A 16,921-nucleotide genomic window follows, 5' to 3' on the forward strand; every position below is an offset into this window, starting at 1 on the left:
GGAATCCTCCGGCCGCGTATACATAGATTCTGCCAAGATGCCGGCCGGCGGCAGTTCTCTCGGCGCAGGTCATGCGCTGCCCCCACGTCGCGTTCATGTCCTCGCTCCGAGCTGAACCTGTCGGTCGACCAGTAGCCACGTGGTTCGTGCGACGGCCAACACATCCTGCTCCGGACTCAGCAAGGCGCTCTCGGCAAAGAGCTTGCGCCCCTCTCGCCCGGTCGGCCAAGCCGCCACCACACAGCGATCCCCAGGACTTAGCCGGTGATCGATCCGCGCGGCCATGCGCCCGAGCAGGACGGTTTCGTTACCGTTCAACCCCAAGTGACCTGCGCCCACGCTGCAATAACCCGTCGGGCAATCGAGCGCGGCCCAAACGAATTCGGACGCGACATAGCCATCCGCGTCGGCAAGGCTGCCATGAGGGACCCAGGAAGCCGCGAACACGGCGGGTCTCCCCGAGATCGGCGTCTGCAACGGACCTGCGAAGATCCGAAGACCGTCGCCATGGGCACGCGCGGGGCCGCAGACGAAGCATGTCGGGAGGTTATGGGTCCGTTCATCGTACGGCGTTCTGCCGACCGCCTCTTCAGCCGCTTCGTAGCTCACCCTGGGAACGTCCGGAGCATCAATCCTCACGGCACGCGCCGTCGCCAGCAGCCTGTCCTCCTCGCGCAGTTCGACGTCGCCGTCAGTCCCCATCAGGACATCGAGCGACCGCTCCAGCGGTGGCGGCGCATGCAAGGTCACTTCGGCATCTCCGGCAACGTGCTTTGCGAAACATCCGCAGACATAGCCTCCGTTGCCGGAATTAGGCGGACCTCGGAAGCGACTGTCTATGACAAGCGACACCATTTGATTCCTTGCCCGAAGCGTTCAGCGACCCATCGCAAAGAACTCGTCGTTCGGACGCATGCTGGTGACGTTGGCAAGACGGTTCGACATGCCGAAGAATGCCGCAATCGCCGCGATGTCCCATGCATCATCCTCCGTGAATCCGTGAGCCTTCAGATCCTGGATGTCGGCGTCGCCCACTTCATAGGCTCGCGCCGAGACCTTCATCGCGAAATCGAGCATCGCCCTTTGTCGCTCGGTAATATCGGCCTTGCGATAATTGACGGCGACCTGGTCCGCGATCAGCGGGTTCTTCGCTCGTACGCGCAGGATCGCGCCGTGCGCGACCACGCAATACTGACATTGATTGACGCTGCTCGTCGCCACGACGATCATCTCACGCTCGGCCTTGGTTATCGGACCGGGCTTGTCCATGAGGGCGTCGTGATAGGCGAAGAATGCCCGAAACTCGTCGGGACGATGCGCGAGCGTCAGGAAAACGTTGGGCACGAAACCGGACTTTTCCTGAACCGCCGCTATCCGCGCGCGAATATCCTCGGGGAGCGTAGCGATGTCGGGGACAGGAAAGCGGCTGATGGCGGGCGCTGACATGTTGTGAAGCTCCTCTTATATTGCCGCGAGCGCGACGAGCGTTTCTTGATATGCTTCAAACGCATCGCGCCGATCGGGCGCATACGGCTCGACCCTGACAAGGCAGGTGTGGGCCGAACAGCCCTGGCCGAATTGGGACGTGCCGATGTCGAGCGTGAGCACGTTCGGATTGCCGGCGACCTCCAGCCCGCTATTGCCGGCCGGCGTGAACCACGCACCGGTTGGGAGCACCAGCACACCCTGACGGACCTTGTCGGTGACCTCTGCGGTCGCAAGGCACTCTCCCCGGCCGTTCCAGATGCGTATCGTCTGGCCGTCCTCGACGCCGAGAGCGGCTGCGTCATCTGGATGAACGCGCGCCTGTTCTCGGCCGTTGCGCTTCATGGCTCGGCTCGATGCACCCGTTTCGAGCTGGCTGTGAAGACGGCCGGCCGGCTGGTGCGAGATGAGGTGCATTTGGCCGGTATCGGCAACGTTGCCGAGCCATTCAGCCGGTTCGATCCAGGCGGGATGCGAGCGGCAGTCGGCGTAGTCCAGCTTGGCCAGGGTTTCGCTGCCGAGCACGATCTTCCCACTTTCCGTCTTGAGCGCGTGCTCGTCCGGCTTATTGCGGAAATCGGCCAGGAACGTGTGCTCGGCCTTGACCGGGCAGCGGGCGTAGCCGGCTTCCCAGAAAACATCGAAATCCGGCATCGGAAAGCCGAAGCGCTCCGACGCGTCGCTGCGGCAGGCTTCGTAGAGATGCCGAAGCCAGCCCATCTCGTCACGGCCTTCATTGAAGCGATCGGCCACCCCGAGCTTGCCTGCGATCTCGTTGAATATCTCGAAGTCCGAACGGGCCTCGCCCAGCGGCTCGATCGCCTTTTTCATCGCCAGGATGAAGTCGGAGCGCCTGTTGCCGGCAAGATCGTTCCGCTCGATCGACGTGGTCGCCGGCAGCACGATGTCGGCCCGCTGCGCTGTCGCCGTGAACATCGGGTCCTGTACGACAATGGTTTCGGGCCTCGTCCAGGCTTCCGACAAGCGATTGAGGTCCTGATGATGATGGTAGGGATTGCCGCCAGCCCAATAGACCAGCCTCGTATCCGGATAGGAGCGGATCGTTCCTTCGTAGCTGAATGGCCTGCCGGGATTGAGCAGCATATCGCTGATCCGGGCGACCGGAATGAAGCTGTCTATCGGCCTCGTCAGTTGCGAGACCGCCGGCGACTTGCTGACGTTGAACGGCGCCCCCACGCCTCCCAGAGAAGCGTATCCGTAGCCCACCCCGCCGCCCGGCAATCCGATCTGGCCGACGATCGACGCAAGCCCGAGCGCAGCCCAAAACGGTTGCTCCCCGTGGTGGGCCCGTTGCAGACTCCAGCTCACAGTCAGCATGCTCCGCGTGCCGACCAAACGGCTTGCGAGCGTGGCGATCTTGCCCGCGTCGAGGCCGCAGATGCTCGCGGCCCACGCAGCCTCCTTGCGTCCGCCATCCGCCTCGCCCTCGAGATAGCGAACAAACTGATCCGCACCGCTGGTGCAGCGGGCGAGGAAGTCCCGGTCGTGCCGGCCGGCCTTCACGATCTCGCCCGCAAGGCCGAGCATCAGTGCAGTGTCGGTGTTCGGGCGGATCGGCCACCACTCCGCGTTGCCCCAGTCGGGCAGATCGTCCTTCAGCGGCGAGACATGAATGACCTTGACGCCGCGCTCGACGATCTGTCGGAGATAGGTTTCAAGCCGGTGGCTGCCGATTCCTCCGGCCTCGTTTTGCGCGGTTCGAGGCGACAGGGCGCCGAACACCACCAGCGTCTCGGTGTGCTGCGCGATGGTGTCGAGCGTATTGGCTCGGCCGCCGCACGCGTCATCGCTACCCAGCGTGTGCCGCAAGATTACGGGACCTGCCGCGATGGAATATGTGTCGACATGTCTCGTGAAGCCGCCAACCAGGTTGAGCATGCGCTTCAGAAGCGATGAGGCATGGTGCAGGCGGCCCGAGTTTGTCCAACCATAGGAGCCCGCAAATATCGACGCATTGCCGAAGGTGCCGGCCGCGCGGCGGACTTCTTCTGCAACCAGCGTCGTTGCCTCGTCCCAGCTGACTGGCACGAACTTTTCCCGGCCGCGTCCCCGGCGATCGCTCCTCTCGCGCTTGTCCAGCCAGCCGGAACGGACCATCGGTCGCAGCACGCGGCGCTCCGGGTTCGCCCATTCGGTGATCGAATGGATGATCGGGGAAGGCGCCGGATCGTGCGCGAACGGCTCCACGCCTATGATGCGACCGTCCTCGACGAGAATTATGTACGCGCCCCAATGGCTGCAATGCGGTACCCGCGCAATCCTGCTCATGCGTCAACCGCCCCAAGATCGCGCCGCATCTGCGCGGCGAATTCGGGATAGGTCTCGGCGAGTTCGTCGAACACGCGGCCGCGGAGCAGCTCCAGCGTCGATCCATCGGGCAAGGCGGTCTGCCGCGGCTCGGCGTCGTGCTCGAACCGAAAGCCAGTCGCCTCCTTGATTTCCGCAAGATCGTGCCCGGGATGCACACTCTCCAGCGCAAAGCCAGGCCGCGCCTTGTCGAACCGGAAGAGTCCCTTGCCGGTCAGGAGGGCGATGGGACCGCCGCTGCGGAAAACTCCCTCCTGACTGATACCGGGGGCACTGATGAAGTCCACCTTCTCGACGAACACGCGCGGCGTGTGCTCCTCCCGAAACAGGATCACCCGCGGCACGACGAAGTAGAGATAGGCGGATCCGAATGAGCCGGGCCAGCGCACGCTCGAATGCGGATAATCGCCCGTTCCGACGAGATTCACGTTGCCGAGGCCGTCGATCTGACCCCCACCGAGAAAGAACGCGTCGATCCGGCCCTGACCGGCGCAATCGAACAGTTCCGCCGAACCGTTGGTGAAGAAATTGTGCTCGACAGAACCGAGGATGGAAATGCGTGGGCCGAGGGCACCGCCCGCTTCCTTGACCGCACGCAGGAGCATCGCGCCAGCGGCGGGAATCGGAGAGGACGCCCCGACGGCAACATGCCTGACACCGTCGAGCAGCCGCGCGATCATGCAGATCAGCACTTCGCGAGGGAGAACCTCGGCCATCACGCAGGCTCCATCTGCACCTGGGCCATATAGGCAGCGAAGCCGTCGGCGGTCCGCGCGGCCTTCGCATAGCGGGCGATCTCCGCACCGTCGGATGGGTACTCGCCCCATAAACCGTAGGGCCACGCGCCATTTGGAGCGCGCGCGACCGCCGTGACGTAGAGTGCCGGCAGCACACCGGCAGCGCTCATCTCATCCGCAAGCAGGCTTTCCTCGACCACCCGCTCCACCGTGACGAGAACGATGCGCGAGGCGTAAGCCATTGCGGCAAGCTCGCGGCGCCGCCCGATCCAGACGTTGCCGAAGCGATCAGCCATCGGCACGTGGAAGATCGTGACGTCGGGCTGGATGGCCGGAATCAGCACGATCGGGTCGCCTCCGTCCGCCAGCGGATTGTCGACGACGCGCCAATCGTCGCGATGGCGGAGCAGATCCGTTCCGATCAGCCCCCGAAGCGGCATGAAGGGACTGCCCTTCTGCGCCGCCATCAGGCCGGCATGGATGGCAGGACACGTCGCGTCCTTCAGTCGAACTGCGCCTTCCTTGACGGCAGCGTTGAACCGGGGCGCTCCACCCGCTTCGCCCAGCGAGACGGCGCTGGTCTCCACCGACCGGACCAGACCCGCACCGACAAGCTGGTCGACCTGCAATCCGCCGGTCGGCACGCAGACGAGATCGAGATTGCCCGCGCCATGCTCGATGATCGCCCGCGTCATGGTCATGGAGACGCCGGCGTAGTCGACCGGCAGCGCGACCCGCATGCCCGGCTCGATGTGCTTCGCCATTACGCGGGGCTCGCTCAACACCATCATCCTCCCAACGTGTTCTATATTGTAGAACACTATTCTAAATTTATGTTAGGCGGATTTGGACGGCACTGTCAATCTGGCTTCGCCGGCGAGGTCTTTGTTTGCAGAGGTTCGCGCTTGCGCAACCGATCGCAGCGGCGCGCCATTGCGCCGCGATCGGTCGGCTCGACTTGACAAGACGACGCGCCGCGCCAACAATAATTGGAATAACGTTCTACATTATAGAACAACTGGGAGGGGAGAAGAGATGGGTGAGCCCGCGGCTCTGCGCGCAACGCGCTCCGGCGATGCGAACGTTCGGACGTCGCCGACCGGCCGCCTCCGGGAACGTGACGCCATCGGTTCGAGCATCGCCGTTCGCGAAGCGGTGAAAAGATACGACAGCTTCCATGCCGTCGACCGGATCAGCATCGACATCGAGCCGGGCGAATTCATCACGCTTCTTGGCCCGTCCGGCAGCGGAAAGACGACGCTGCTCAACCTCGTGGCCGGATTCCAGAGCCTCGATAGCGGCGAAATCCTCGTCGACGGAAAGCCGGTCCACAATGTGCCCACGCACAAGCGCGGCTTCGGCATGGTCTTCCAGAGCTACGCGCTCTTTCCGAACATGACGGTGAGCCAGAACGTGGCGTTTCCACTTCGCATGGCGGGCGTCGATCGAGCGACCGCGGAGCGACGCGTCGCCGAAACGCTCGAGATCATGCGGCTGACGGAGCATGCGGCGAAATCCCCCTCCCAGATGTCGGGGGGACAGCAACAGCGCGTCGCCATCGCCCGCGCCATCGTCAGGAGGCCCAAGGTCGTGCTGATGGACGAACCCCTCAGCGCCCTGGACAGGCGGTTGCGCGAGTCGATCCAGATCGAAATCCGCGACCTTCATCAGACCATCGGCAGCACGATCCTGTTCGTCACGCATGACCAGGGAGAGGCGCTGACCATGAGCGACCGTATTGCGGTGCTCAACGCCGGCCGGATCGTCCAAATCGGCCGTCCGCTGGAGATCTATCGACATCCCACCGATCGTTTCGTCGCCTCGTTCGTCGGCGAGAGCAATCTGATCGATGCGGACATTCTCCAAAAGCGCGGATCGACGCTGACGATGAAGAACCGCACGGGATATGTCTTCTGCGCGGAAAGCCGCGTCACGATCGACGTTGGACGCGCGACAGTGCTGGTACGTCCGGAACGCATTGCTGTGTCAAACGAGCCAACGGCGAATTCCGCCCCGGTCAGCGTCACATCCGCGATCTTCCTCGGCGAAATCCTGCGGATCGAGGCGCGAATGGAGGGCGGAGAGCCGCTCCTGATTCGATGTACGGATATGGCCGATCGGCCCCTGCCCGCGGTCGGGGATCGCCTCCACGTGAGCTGGGGCGCCGCGGACTGCTGGGTGCTTGCATGACCTCCGCATCCAACGGTGTCCGGTCCGGCTATCCTGCGGAGCTGGATCTTGCCAGGAGGCTGAAGGATCCGGCGCTGCTGCTCGTGCCCGCGCTGGCCTTTCTGGCGTTCATCTACCTTCTCCCGCTGATCGACCTCATCCGTATTAGCCTGAGTGGGCCAACGTGGTCGTCGTATTTCCAGCGGGTGTTCGCGATACCGCTCTATTGGGATTCGCTCGTCCGCACGATGCAGATCTCGGTCACGGTCGCAGGCCTGTGTCTGCTGTTTGGATATCCGACTGCGCTGCTCATTCACCGCAGTCGCGGCATCGTCCAGATATTGGTCGCAACCGCGATCGTGCTGCCCTACTTCATCGCCATCCTGATCCGGACCTATGCCTGGATGGTCCTGCTTGGTCGCAACGGGCCGGTTAACAAGCTGCTGGTTTCCCTCGGGATATTGAGCGAGCCCGTGCAGCTTCTCTTCAACCGGGGCACGGTGCTTCTCGGCATGACGGCGGTGCTTCTGCCGCTCATGGTGCTTACGATCTATTCCAGCGTGGCGCGCCTGGATCAAAGCCTAACTCGTGCGGCGCTGGCGAGCGGCGCCGGGCCCATCGCCGCATTCTGGCGCGTGCTGCTTCCGCTGACCCTGCCTGGCATGGGCGCCGGTTTCCTGCTGGTCTTTGTTGCGGCGATCGGCTTCTTCATTACACCGACCCTGCTCGGCGGACCCGGGGACCAGATGTTCGCCATGCATATCACCCAACAGGCGGACTCGGTCACGTCGGAGGGATTCCTGCAGGCATTGGGCGTCGTGCTGCTGACGATTACGCTCGCAGTGGTCGCGGTGGCCGGACGCTTCCTCGGCTTCGAGTTCATTTGGGGCGGTCGCAAGCTGACGGAGGCCGCGCCAAAAGCGACTGACCGTCACGCTGCGGATGTCGGCCGCCGCAGTTTCGGCGCCTCGCTCGCCGACCTGATCGGTTGGCCGCTCCTGAGGCTATTCGGGCGTCTGCCCGCGAGTTGCGGAACCTGGACTATTCGCCTCATGGGCGGCCTGGTCATCGCCACTCTCATCCTGCCGATCATCGTGGTGATGATCATTTCCTTCAGCAGCGCAAGCTATCTGACGTTCCCGCCGCCGGCCTTTTCACTCCGCTGGTATGAACAGTTCTTCTCCGATTCCAACTGGATGCGGGCGTTCTGGACATCATTGATCGTCGCGGCGATGTCGGCCGGTATTGCGATCACGCTTGGCGCGTCGGCGGCCCTCGGTATCGTCAGGAGCAGGATTCGCGGCAAATCCGCCATCATGCTGCTTCTCGTGAGCCCGATCATCGTTCCCCCGGTCGTGCTTGGCCTGTCGCTCTACAGCCTGTTCCTGCGTTTCGATCTAGTCGGCTCCGTCTTTGGCCTCGCCGCTGCGCACGCGATCGGCGGCCTTCCCATCGTCGTGGTCATCCTGTCCGCTTCGCTTCAAGGCGTCGACACCAGGCTTGAACAGGCGGCCGCCGTACACGGCGCATCGTCCTTGACGGTGTTCCGGCTGGTGACGCTCCCGGCCATCATGCCGGGGCTGGCTGCAGCGACGTTCTTCGCCTTCCTGCACTCGTTCGATGAGCTGGTGCTGACGCTGTTCCTGTCGAGCGCGCAGTTGAAGACGCTCCCGCTCATGCTGTGGGGCGACATCAATTATCGGCTCAATCCGGTGCTGGCCGTGGTCTCGACGCTGGAGGTGCTGCTGGTCGTCGCAGGGCTCGTCCTTGCGCGCCCCGTTCTCGCTACGTCACGAAAAGCGGCATGACACGGATCAATTTCAGATGGAGGAAAGAGAAAATGCTGGGAATGAAACGCTTGCGCCTATCGGCTTCGGTACTGGCCTCGGCCCTGTTCGTCGCGATGGGTACGGGTCTCGCCGAGGCGCAGAGCAACGTCGTGATCATGCAGGATCCGGGCGGCGGATACGGCGATGCATTGCGCAAAGTCATGTACGACCCGTTCGAGAAGGAGACCGGCATCAAGGTCGTGACCGTCCAGGAGGCCCGCAGCGGTCCGCGCATCAAGGCTCAGGCCGAAGCCGGAAAGGCGCAATGGGACCTGACGTTCATCTTCGACCAGGAGACGAAGCTCCTCGGCGACTGCTGCTTGGCCGATATCGACTATTCCAAGCTTTCCGACGCGGCGAAGCAGACGCTGACGGCAATGCCGGACAACCTGAAGCGCAAGAAGGGCGTCGCATTGCAAGTGATCGGCGTCGGCCTCGTCTACAACAAGGACAAGTACAAGGGGGAAAATATACCGACAAGCTGGGCCGACTTCTGGGACGTGAAGAAATTCCCAGGGCGGCGCTGCATGCCCGCCTGGCCTCGTTTCGTGTTCGAAGCGGCGCTGATGGCTGACGGAGTGGAGAAAAGCAAGCTCTACCCGATCGACATGGAGCGAGCGCTGAAGAAGATCAAGGAGATCAAACCCCATATTGCAAAATGGTGGACGACGGCCGCACAGCCGCCGCAGCTCCTGCTCGACGGCGAGGCCGACATGTGCATGGCTTACACCGGCTCGATGAGCAAGCTCGCACTGGAAGGCGCCCCAATTGACCTTACCTTCAATCAGGGCTTCGTCTACTATGACTTCTTCTCGATCCCCAAGGGAGCGCCGAACTACGACAACGCGCTGAAACTGCTTTCCTGGCGGCTTGACGCCAAGCGCGCGGCGCAGCTTACCTCGACCTTCCCGGTCGCCCTTCCCTCCCCGGTTGTCTTCGAGGCGGCGACTGACAAGAAGCTCGCCCGCTACTGGGCAAACAATCCGGACAACGTCTCGAAAGCGATCGAGTGGAGCCCGGACTATTGGGGCGCAACTTCGCCGGCGGGAAACTCCACCAACGAAGAGTACGGGCAGGAGAAACTCAACGCCTTGCTGGCCAAATAGGCAACTGATCGGCAGGTGGCCCCGTTTCCGGAAGGATTCGGGGTTGCCCCTGCTGCGGGCTATGGCCGATCGCCCGGCCATGCTAGATCGGGTGAAAGATCATTCTATTTTGGTTGTTGGATGGATAAGGCCTTCACCAAGGGACTGCGTCTCCTGGAAACACTTGCTCTGAGCGAGCAACCTCGTGGGGTCACGGACCTTGCGAGCGAGCTGAAGTTCACCAAGAGCAACGTGCATCGACTGCTCATGACTTTGCAGTCCCAAGGGTACGTGCGCCAGATACCCCCGCACAGCACGTATGAGCTCACGACCAAGATTTGGGCGCTCGGCAGCCATGTCATTCACCGGATGGACCTCATTAACGTGGCGCGACCGGCGATGACGAAACTTGCCGAGATAACCGGCGAAACCATTCATCTTTCTGTGCTCGAGGATACCGACGTCGTCTACGTCGACAAGATCGAAAGCGCTCACCATATCCGCGCCCATACGAGCGTGGGCATGCGCGCGCCCGCCTTCACCATGGCGACGGGAAAGGCGATGCTCGCACATATGCCGGACGACTATCTGGAGCGATTTCGGCCGCATCTCAGGCGCTACACCGAGACGACGCGAACGACGATCAAGGAGCTGCGCGAAGACATCGAGCTGGCACGCGCGCAAGGTTATTCATCCGTGCTGCATGGCGAGTGGCGCGAGGGCATCGCGGCCTGCGCTTGCGCGATCCTTGGCCGCTCCGGCGAACTCGTAGGAGCGATCGGCATGTCCGGACCGGACACGCGCATCAAGCGCAAGCAGATCAAGGAGTATTCGGCTCACGTGATGGATGCGGCCCGAACCATCGGCGCCGCGCTTGGCTATTCTCGATAGGCCTGCGGCCTGCCCCGCCGTCAAAAACGATTCGCCAGATCCTGCGCCTTCTCATCAATCACGACGCCGCGCCTTGTTCTTGCCAGCCACGATGTCCGCCGCAAGCGGCGTCGACGGGCGTGGCGCCGCCTGCGGTCCGGCCGGGGGATGGACCTGCCTGCCTCCGTCGCGTCTCACATTGCTCGCAACGTGACGTTGATCGGAATCGATAGCGTATTCGCGCCAGCCCATGGGCCAGTTTGAGCAAGCCGCGGCCAGGGGTCCGCGGTCACTCAAGCGAGAACCATTGTAGCCGGAGGTCAACAGCCCTCCCTCTCTCCTCTAGACGCGGCGATAGCATTCGATAGAGAGAAGATCGGGCACTATTCCGAGCCCGGGCTCCTCGCCCAGTTCGACGGTGCCGTCCCTCACTTTGCCGATCGGGCCACAGAACAGCTCGCGCAAGAGATTATTGTTGGCATCGACTTCGAGCCAGCCGTCGCCGCCGACCCCGGCGAGCAGATGCGCCGGGGCAAGCAGTCCGATGCCGCCGCCAAGGTAATGTGGGCAGAATGTCTTGCCCGATTTCAGAATGTCTAGCGCGAGACCGGCGCAGGCGCTGAGCCCGCCCCATTTCGCGATGTCGGGCTGAACCACGCCGAGAACGTCTTCCGTGAGAACTTCCTTGAATCCTTCAACGCTCGAAATGTTCTCGCCCGCGGCAATCGGCATCTTCGCGATCGCGCGCAGCCTGCGCCATTCCGCGCGGGGCCTGTCGGCTCGGATCGGCTCCTCCAGCCAGCGCAGATCGAATTCGGCGAGCCGCGGAAGCATCTCCAGCGCCTGATCCACCGGCCAGCCCTGATTGGCATCGATGGCAAGCATGCCCGCGCCCACGATCGCGCGCAGCGCGGCAAGGTTGGCGAGGTCGGTCTCGGCACCGAACCCGACCTTCAGCTTCAACGCGCGATGGCCGCGCTTGAGCGCACCTTCGGCCGTCTGCGCAGCGCCACCGGGATTGATGCCGCTGGCATAGACCTTGATCCTGCTGGAATGGCCACCGAGCAATCGCCACAGCGGCACGTTCAGACGCCGCGCGAAAAGATCCCACAGCGCGAGATCGATGCCGGAAATCGCCTGCGCGAATGGACCGAGCTCGCCGCATTGAAGTGCGAGGACCTCGGTACCGTCGGTCAGAGCCTCGAAGGCCCGAGCGGGACTGTCGAACTTGCGCCCGACGAGGCCCGGTGCAAGCACTTCATTGACGAGTCGTGCGCGATGCTCCGCGCCCGGTGCTGGAAAGTTGGACCAGGCTTCACCCCATCCCTCGACGCTGTCTTCGTCGATCACGCGAACAAAGACGGCAGAACGGTTGAGCATCTTACCGAACGACGTCACCACCGGCGTCGCTAAGGGATAGCGATGGCAGAACGCCTCGATCGAGCGTATGGTGAAGCTATCAGTCATGTTGCAGATCCTGCGAGACCACGCGGAACCGCTACCAACTTAGTAGGCGCGCGCGAAGTCACCTTCCTGCTTGATATCAGTGAACACCGGATAACGCGCCGTCCACGGCGTGCCCTTGGCCGTAGTCAGCTTATTGAGGCTCTCCAGCACACCAAGGCCATCCTTGCGCAGGCTCGCCGAAACCGCCGCGCGGTCCGGGAAGTTCTTCAGGACGGCATCGAGCCAGATGGTGCGGCCCGCGAGGAACCCGCTTGCGCCCGCGGCATAGGAGTAGTCGAGCACCCGCTCGAATTTTTCAGGCTCAGCGCCGCCCGACAGCAGCACCCAGGGGATGCTCCGCTCGCGGCAGATATTGCCGATCGCGTCGAACTCCTTCTGCGCGGCTTTCGCCTCCGCGCTGCCGTCCCGGGCCGGCAGGCCGTTGGCCGCCAGCGGGCTTTCCAGCTTGAGGAGATCGACTCTATATTCCGGCTTGGCGAACTCGCGCACGCTGTCGATCACGAGGCCGGGCAGCTTGCCGGGCGATTCCACATAGTCGGCGGTGTGGTTGGCGCTGCCGAGAAACGGATAGACCAGCAGTTCCAGAACATAGGGAATGTCGTGGCGGGCGCAGTCCTCGCCGATCTCGCGCACAAAGCGCCTCTGGTGCTCGTTCACCGCGGCATCGGCATCCGGCCGGTACCAGGCCAGCACCTTGACGGCATCGCCGCCCATGGCGCGGATCTTCTCCACGCTCCAGTTGGCGATCGCGCGCGACCTGCGGCCGCAAGCGGTTTCCTCGACGCGGTGCTCTTCCAGAGTCATGATCAGGCCACAGCGCGGCGGCAACAGATCGATCGCAGCGGGCACCGCGAAGTTCGGGTCGAACAGCATCGAGCTGCAATGCGGCGCGAGGTTCTCGACGAGGAGGCGCTTGGCTGCCGTGACGTCGGAATATTCGACCTGGTCCCGCGTGATGCCTTTTGCTTTCGCGATGGCATCGAACAGTGGCGGCCGCTGATCCAGCGCGACCATGCGAAAGTGGCCATCCGCGTCAGCAAGCCGTGCCAGGCCGCGGTTCTTTCCAATCGTTCTCATGGCTTCGTCCTCATGAATACAAGACACTCGTTGATGGTGGGGATTCCATTGCGGCCGCGGGCATGCCGGCATTTCATGGCGGCCGTGGCCGCCGAAAACGCCATGGCGGTGCGCACGTCGAGGCCGGCGCCGATCGCCAGCGCATAGGCGCCATGGAAGACATCGCCCGCACCTGTCGTGTCGACGACCTCGACGGCATAGGCAGCCTGCCGATGCAGCTGGCCGTTCTCGTACCAGCTCACGCCGCCCTCGCCGCGCGTGACGGCGATGACACGGCAACCAAAGCGCGCCAGCGTTGTGAGAAACTCGTCCTTGGCTGAGCCCGCGAAGGCGGTGAGCGCAGGCTCGGAGAAGATCGCGTGGTCAGCCAGCGGCAGCAGCCGCTCGAACACCTCGGCATCGGCCATGTCACCGTCGAGCACCGTCGGAATGCCGCGCGCTCGAGCCTCGCGGAACAGCGTCGCGGCACCCTCGACCCAGCGCGGGTCAGCCAGCACGGACGATGCGCGCGTGACTGCGTCGAGCGGAAGCCAGTCTGCCGCTTCCGGATAGAGGCCGCGGAAATTGACGATCTGCCGCTCGCCGCTGCTGTCGACGATGATCCCGGAGACCGACGAGCGGCCATCGGGAAACAGCCGGAAGTTCTCGACATCGACGCCTTCAGTCACCAAGGCCAATTTCATCTCGTGGCCGGCGGCATCATTCCCTGCCCGTCCCCAGAACGCGACGGACGCACCGAGCTTTGCCACAGCGACGCTCGCATTGGCGGCCATGCCGCCGCCGAGCGTGCCGTACTCGACGGCCTTGATCTTCTCGCTTCCACCCGCAAACGGCCGATCGACGCGCCAGACCTGATCGAGCGCCGATAGTCCAAGGCAAATCACGTGCACAGGCCTCGCCCCTGACGCAACATCCGCGAGCGAGGAGAGATCTCCGATGTTTGCCGATGCACTCACCGCAAAACCTGTCCGTTGGTGGCATCGAACAAATGCGTCTTGCCCGGTTGCGGGCGCAGGCCGAGGCGGTCGCCGACCTTCGGCCGCAGCGCCGGGTCGACCCGCGCGATGGCGGAGCCGCCGGCGAGATCGAAATGGATCAGCGTGTCCGAGCCCAGGGGTTCGACCAGCTTGACGTTGATGGCAATGCCATCGGCGACATCCGAGGCGACTGCGAAATGTTCGGGACGAATGCCGAGTACGGCGTTACCGGCCTGACGTAGCTGGCCTGCGGTCTCGCCGTCCAGTGGCACCACCGTTCCTCCTTGCGAGAGGATCGCACGCTCCTGGCGCCATCCGATCGGGAAGAAGTTCATAGCCGGCGAGCCGATGAAACCGGCGACGAACTGGTTGGCCGGCCGCTCATAGACCGTCTCCGGCGTGTCGTATTGCTGGATGGTGCCGCTCTGGAGCACCACGATGCGGTCGGCCATGGTCATGGCCTCGATCTGGTCGTGGGTGACGAAGACCATGGTGGTCTTCAGCTCCTGCGACAGCGCCTTGATCTCCGCCCGGACCTGCCCGCGCAGCTTTGCATCGAGATTGGATAGCGGCTCGTCGAACAAAAAGGCCTTGGGATTGCGCACGATGGCACGGCCCATGGCGACGCGCTGGCGCTGGCCGCCGGACAACTCCTTCGGCTTACGGTCGAGATAAGGTTCGATGTGCAAGAGCGCGGCAGCCCGCTTCACCCGGACATCGATCTCCGCTTTCGGCGTTCCGCGCAATTCCAGCGCAAACGACATGTTGTCGTAGACGCGCATATGCGGATAGAGCGCGTAGTCCTGGAACACCATGGCGATATCGCGCTGGGCGGCCTGCACGCCGTTGACGCGCTTGTCGCCAATATAGAGGTCGCCGGACGAAATCGGCTCGAGGCCCGCGATGATTCGCAGCAAGGTCGACTTGCCGCAGCCGGACGGGCCGACGAAGACGACGAACTCATGGTCCGCAATCTCAAGATTGAGATCGGGGATCACGGTGTAATTGCCGTAGCGCTTCACGAGGTTGCGGATCGAGATCGAGGCCATGATCGCTCAGTCCAGCGCCAGCACAGGCTTGATCAGCTCGCCCTTGGCGAAGCGGGCGAAATTCTCTGGCAAAGCCTGCAGGCCGAACTCGCCGTCGACGAGGACGCGGTATTCGTCCTTGTACGTGCGCAGCAGCTCGACGTTCGGCTCGAAATCCGAGACCGGGAAGTAGAAGGTCCGGATCATGTAAAAATCCTTGCGGCGGAACACCTTGCCTTCCTCGATGGTCCACGGCGCCGCGTTCTCGCCGACCAGCACCAGCGCGCCGCGCGGCAGGACCAGCTCGATGCCGAGGTTGCGCGCCGCATGCGCGCCCGAGCATTCCATGATCAGCGCGAAACGCTTCGAGGTATCACCGACGGTGTGCGCCTTCGCACCGAAGGATTGCGCGATCTTCAGGCGTGTGGTGTTCGGATCGGCGACGTAGATGTCGTAGTAACCGAGCGCGCGGAGCGCCAGCACGACGCCGAGACCGACAGGCCCCGCTCCCATCACGAGGACCGCGCCTGCCTCGCTCGGCGGCACCACACGGCTGGCGAAGCGCACGGCGTGACCTGACGTCCCGATGGTGTCGAGCAGCAGCGGCGCGAGGCTGTCCTCGATATCATCGGGCACCGGCAGCAGGCAGTTTTCCGGCACCGGAACGTACTCGGCGTAACCGCCGGGCCTGTTCCAGCCGATCAGGCTGGAGACTTCCAGGCACATCTGAGTGTCACCGCGCTTACAGGCGGCGCAGCGATCGCAGTGCAAGGGGATGTAGACCGCGCAGCGGCAACCATGCAGGCGGTGACCCGGCTGCTCGACGACGCCAAAAATCTCGTGGCCGGCGGTGAACTCGGCGCCCTTGTGCCAGAGCTTGAAGTCCGAGCCGCATAGCGCGGTGCGCGAGACGCGGACCAACACCTCACCTGCGCCGACGTCGGGCAGCGCGACACGCTCGATAGTGATGCGGTCGTTGCCATGGAAGACCGCGGCCTGCATGATCGCATTTGGACGGAGTGATAAATTCATCAGATACCTAGCCTTTCACCGCACCGAGCGTCAGCCCGGACACGAGCCAGCGCTGAACCAGGGCGGCCAGCACCAGCGGCGGCAAGGCGATCAGCGCCGCCGCAGCCATAAGGGCGCCCCATTGCGTCGAGCCTTCGCCGATGAAGTTAAAGGCAGCCGCGATCAGCGTCTTGGTGTCGCCATTGGAGAGCACCAGCGCAAACAGGAAATAGTTCCACGAGAAGACGAAGGCGAGGATCGCCGACACGGCGACGCCGGATGCCACCAGCGGCAGCGCAATGCGCCAGAGAATGCGTGTGACGCTGCATCCATCGACCTGCGCCGCTTCGAACACGCTGCGCGGGATGCCGTCGAAAGACGGCAGCAGAACCCAGATCACGATCGGCAGCGTGATGACGGCGTGGCTGAGAATCAACGCGGTGTAGGAGCCGATCATGCCGACCTGCCGGAACATCACATACCACGGCAGCAGGAACAGCGTGCCAGGCGCCATGCGCGCCGCGAGCGTCAGGATGGCCGGCCAGGAAATCCGCGTCCAGGAGACGGCAAAGGCGGCGGGAATTCCGAACAGAAGTCCAAGCGCGGTCGAGCCGACGGTGACGATGAGGCTGTTGAGCGCATAGCTCAGGAACGGCGTGGTCCTGGTCAGCTCGACATAGTTGTCCAGCGTCGGCGTGAAGAACAATGTCGGCGGATAGGCCGTGACCTCGAAGGACGGCTTGAATGAGGACAGCACCATCCAGACCGTCGGCGCCATGATTAGCAAGCCGGCGATCACGAGCTGCACCGTGTTGAGCCAGCGGATCCAACGGTCGGTGGTGGCGGCATCGTTCATGA

The 16,921-nt window shown here is 63.5% G+C and carries 15 protein-coding genes and 1 pseudogene; 5 read left to right on the top strand and 11 right to left on the bottom strand.

What is annotated here, in order from left to right; all coding sequences use genetic code 11:
- Nucleotides 1-93: 93 nt before the first annotated feature.
- From AAFG13_RS13485 to AAFG13_RS13505, 5 genes are all read right to left on the bottom strand, one after another.
- Complete coding sequence (locus AAFG13_RS13485) at nt 94-750, bottom strand: hypothetical protein (protein ID WP_342712304.1); 657 nt, start codon at nt 748-750, stop codon at nt 94-96.
- Nucleotides 751-876: 126 nt separating this feature from the next.
- The gene (locus AAFG13_RS13490) at nt 877-1,446 is read right to left on the bottom strand and encodes a peroxidase-related enzyme (RefSeq protein ID WP_342712305.1); all 570 of its coding nucleotides are present in this window, start codon (nt 1,444-1,446) and stop codon (nt 877-879) included.
- Nucleotides 1,447-1,461: 15 nt separating this feature from the next.
- A complete protein-coding gene (locus AAFG13_RS13495) occupies nt 1,462-3,774 on the bottom strand; it encodes a molybdopterin-dependent oxidoreductase (RefSeq protein ID WP_342712306.1) in 2,313 nt (770 codons plus the stop codon).
- Complete coding sequence (locus AAFG13_RS13500; RefSeq protein WP_342712308.1) at nt 3,771-4,529, bottom strand: CoA transferase; 759 nt, start codon at nt 4,527-4,529, stop codon at nt 3,771-3,773. Before AAFG13_RS13500 ends, AAFG13_RS13495 begins: the two co-directional genes overlap by 4 nt.
- Complete coding sequence (locus AAFG13_RS13505) at nt 4,529-5,338, bottom strand: CoA transferase (RefSeq protein WP_212310379.1); 810 nt, start codon at nt 5,336-5,338, stop codon at nt 4,529-4,531. Before AAFG13_RS13505 ends, AAFG13_RS13500 begins: the two co-directional genes overlap by 1 nt.
- Before the next feature lie 247 nt (nt 5,339-5,585).
- Here AAFG13_RS13505 and AAFG13_RS13510 point away from each other — a divergent pair, with 247 nt between their 5' ends.
- The 5 genes and pseudogenes from AAFG13_RS13510 to AAFG13_RS13530 form a co-directional block, all read left to right on the top strand.
- Nucleotides 5,586-6,740: an ABC transporter ATP-binding protein gene (locus tag AAFG13_RS13510; protein WP_212310380.1), complete on the top strand. Its 1,155-nt coding sequence runs from the start codon at nt 5,586-5,588 to the stop codon at nt 6,738-6,740.
- Nucleotides 6,737-8,527, top strand: a complete 1,791-nt coding sequence (locus AAFG13_RS13515; RefSeq protein ID WP_212310381.1) for an ABC transporter permease subunit — start codon at nt 6,737-6,739, stop codon at nt 8,525-8,527. The genes AAFG13_RS13510 and AAFG13_RS13515 overlap by 4 nt, the downstream gene beginning before the upstream one ends.
- Nucleotides 8,524-9,654: an extracellular solute-binding protein gene (locus AAFG13_RS13520; RefSeq protein WP_249131672.1), complete on the top strand. Its 1,131-nt coding sequence runs from the start codon at nt 8,524-8,526 to the stop codon at nt 9,652-9,654. The genes AAFG13_RS13515 and AAFG13_RS13520 overlap by 4 nt, the downstream gene beginning before the upstream one ends.
- Before the next feature lie 120 nt (nt 9,655-9,774).
- Complete coding sequence (locus tag AAFG13_RS13525) at nt 9,775-10,524, top strand: IclR family transcriptional regulator (protein WP_212310382.1); 750 nt, start codon at nt 9,775-9,777, stop codon at nt 10,522-10,524.
- Nucleotides 10,525-10,648: 124 nt separating this feature from the next.
- Nucleotides 10,649-10,749, top strand: a pseudogene (locus AAFG13_RS13530) (oxidoreductase); the annotation flags it as partial.
- A gap of 96 nt (nt 10,750-10,845) precedes the next feature.
- On the opposite strand, the gene AAFG13_RS13535 reads toward AAFG13_RS13530, so the two are convergent.
- From AAFG13_RS13535 to AAFG13_RS13560, 6 genes are all read right to left on the bottom strand, one after another.
- Nucleotides 10,846-11,970 (bottom strand): mandelate racemase/muconate lactonizing enzyme family protein, encoded by a 1,125-nt coding sequence (locus tag AAFG13_RS13535; RefSeq protein WP_342712309.1) that lies wholly within the window; start codon nt 11,968-11,970, stop codon nt 10,846-10,848.
- A gap of 39 nt (nt 11,971-12,009) precedes the next feature.
- Entirely contained in the window at nt 12,010-13,047 is a 1,038-nt protein-coding gene (locus AAFG13_RS13540; protein WP_342712310.1) for a tagatose 1,6-diphosphate aldolase, read from the bottom strand.
- Nucleotides 13,044-13,937 carry a sugar kinase gene (locus AAFG13_RS13545; RefSeq protein WP_312011468.1) on the bottom strand — a complete coding sequence of 298 codons (894 nt, stop codon included), beginning with the start codon at nt 13,935-13,937 and terminating at the stop codon, nt 13,044-13,046. The genes AAFG13_RS13540 and AAFG13_RS13545 overlap by 4 nt, the downstream gene beginning before the upstream one ends.
- 62 nt (nt 13,938-13,999) lie before the next feature.
- A complete protein-coding gene (gene ugpC, locus AAFG13_RS13550; protein ID WP_342712311.1) occupies nt 14,000-15,073 on the bottom strand; it encodes a sn-glycerol-3-phosphate ABC transporter ATP-binding protein UgpC in 1,074 nt (357 codons plus the stop codon).
- 6 nt (nt 15,074-15,079) lie between these two features.
- Complete coding sequence (locus AAFG13_RS13555) at nt 15,080-16,084, bottom strand: zinc-binding dehydrogenase (protein WP_342712312.1); 1,005 nt, start codon at nt 16,082-16,084, stop codon at nt 15,080-15,082.
- Nucleotides 16,085-16,091: 7 nt separating this feature from the next.
- Nucleotides 16,092-16,919 carry a carbohydrate ABC transporter permease gene (locus AAFG13_RS13560; RefSeq protein WP_342712314.1) on the bottom strand — a complete coding sequence of 276 codons (828 nt, stop codon included), beginning with the start codon at nt 16,917-16,919 and terminating at the stop codon, nt 16,092-16,094.
- Nucleotides 16,920-16,921 lie beyond the last annotated feature (2 nt).

The organism is Bradyrhizobium sp. B124 (assembly GCF_038967635.1).
In the GTDB taxonomy this organism is placed as follows: Bacteria; Pseudomonadota; Alphaproteobacteria; order Rhizobiales; family Xanthobacteraceae; genus Bradyrhizobium.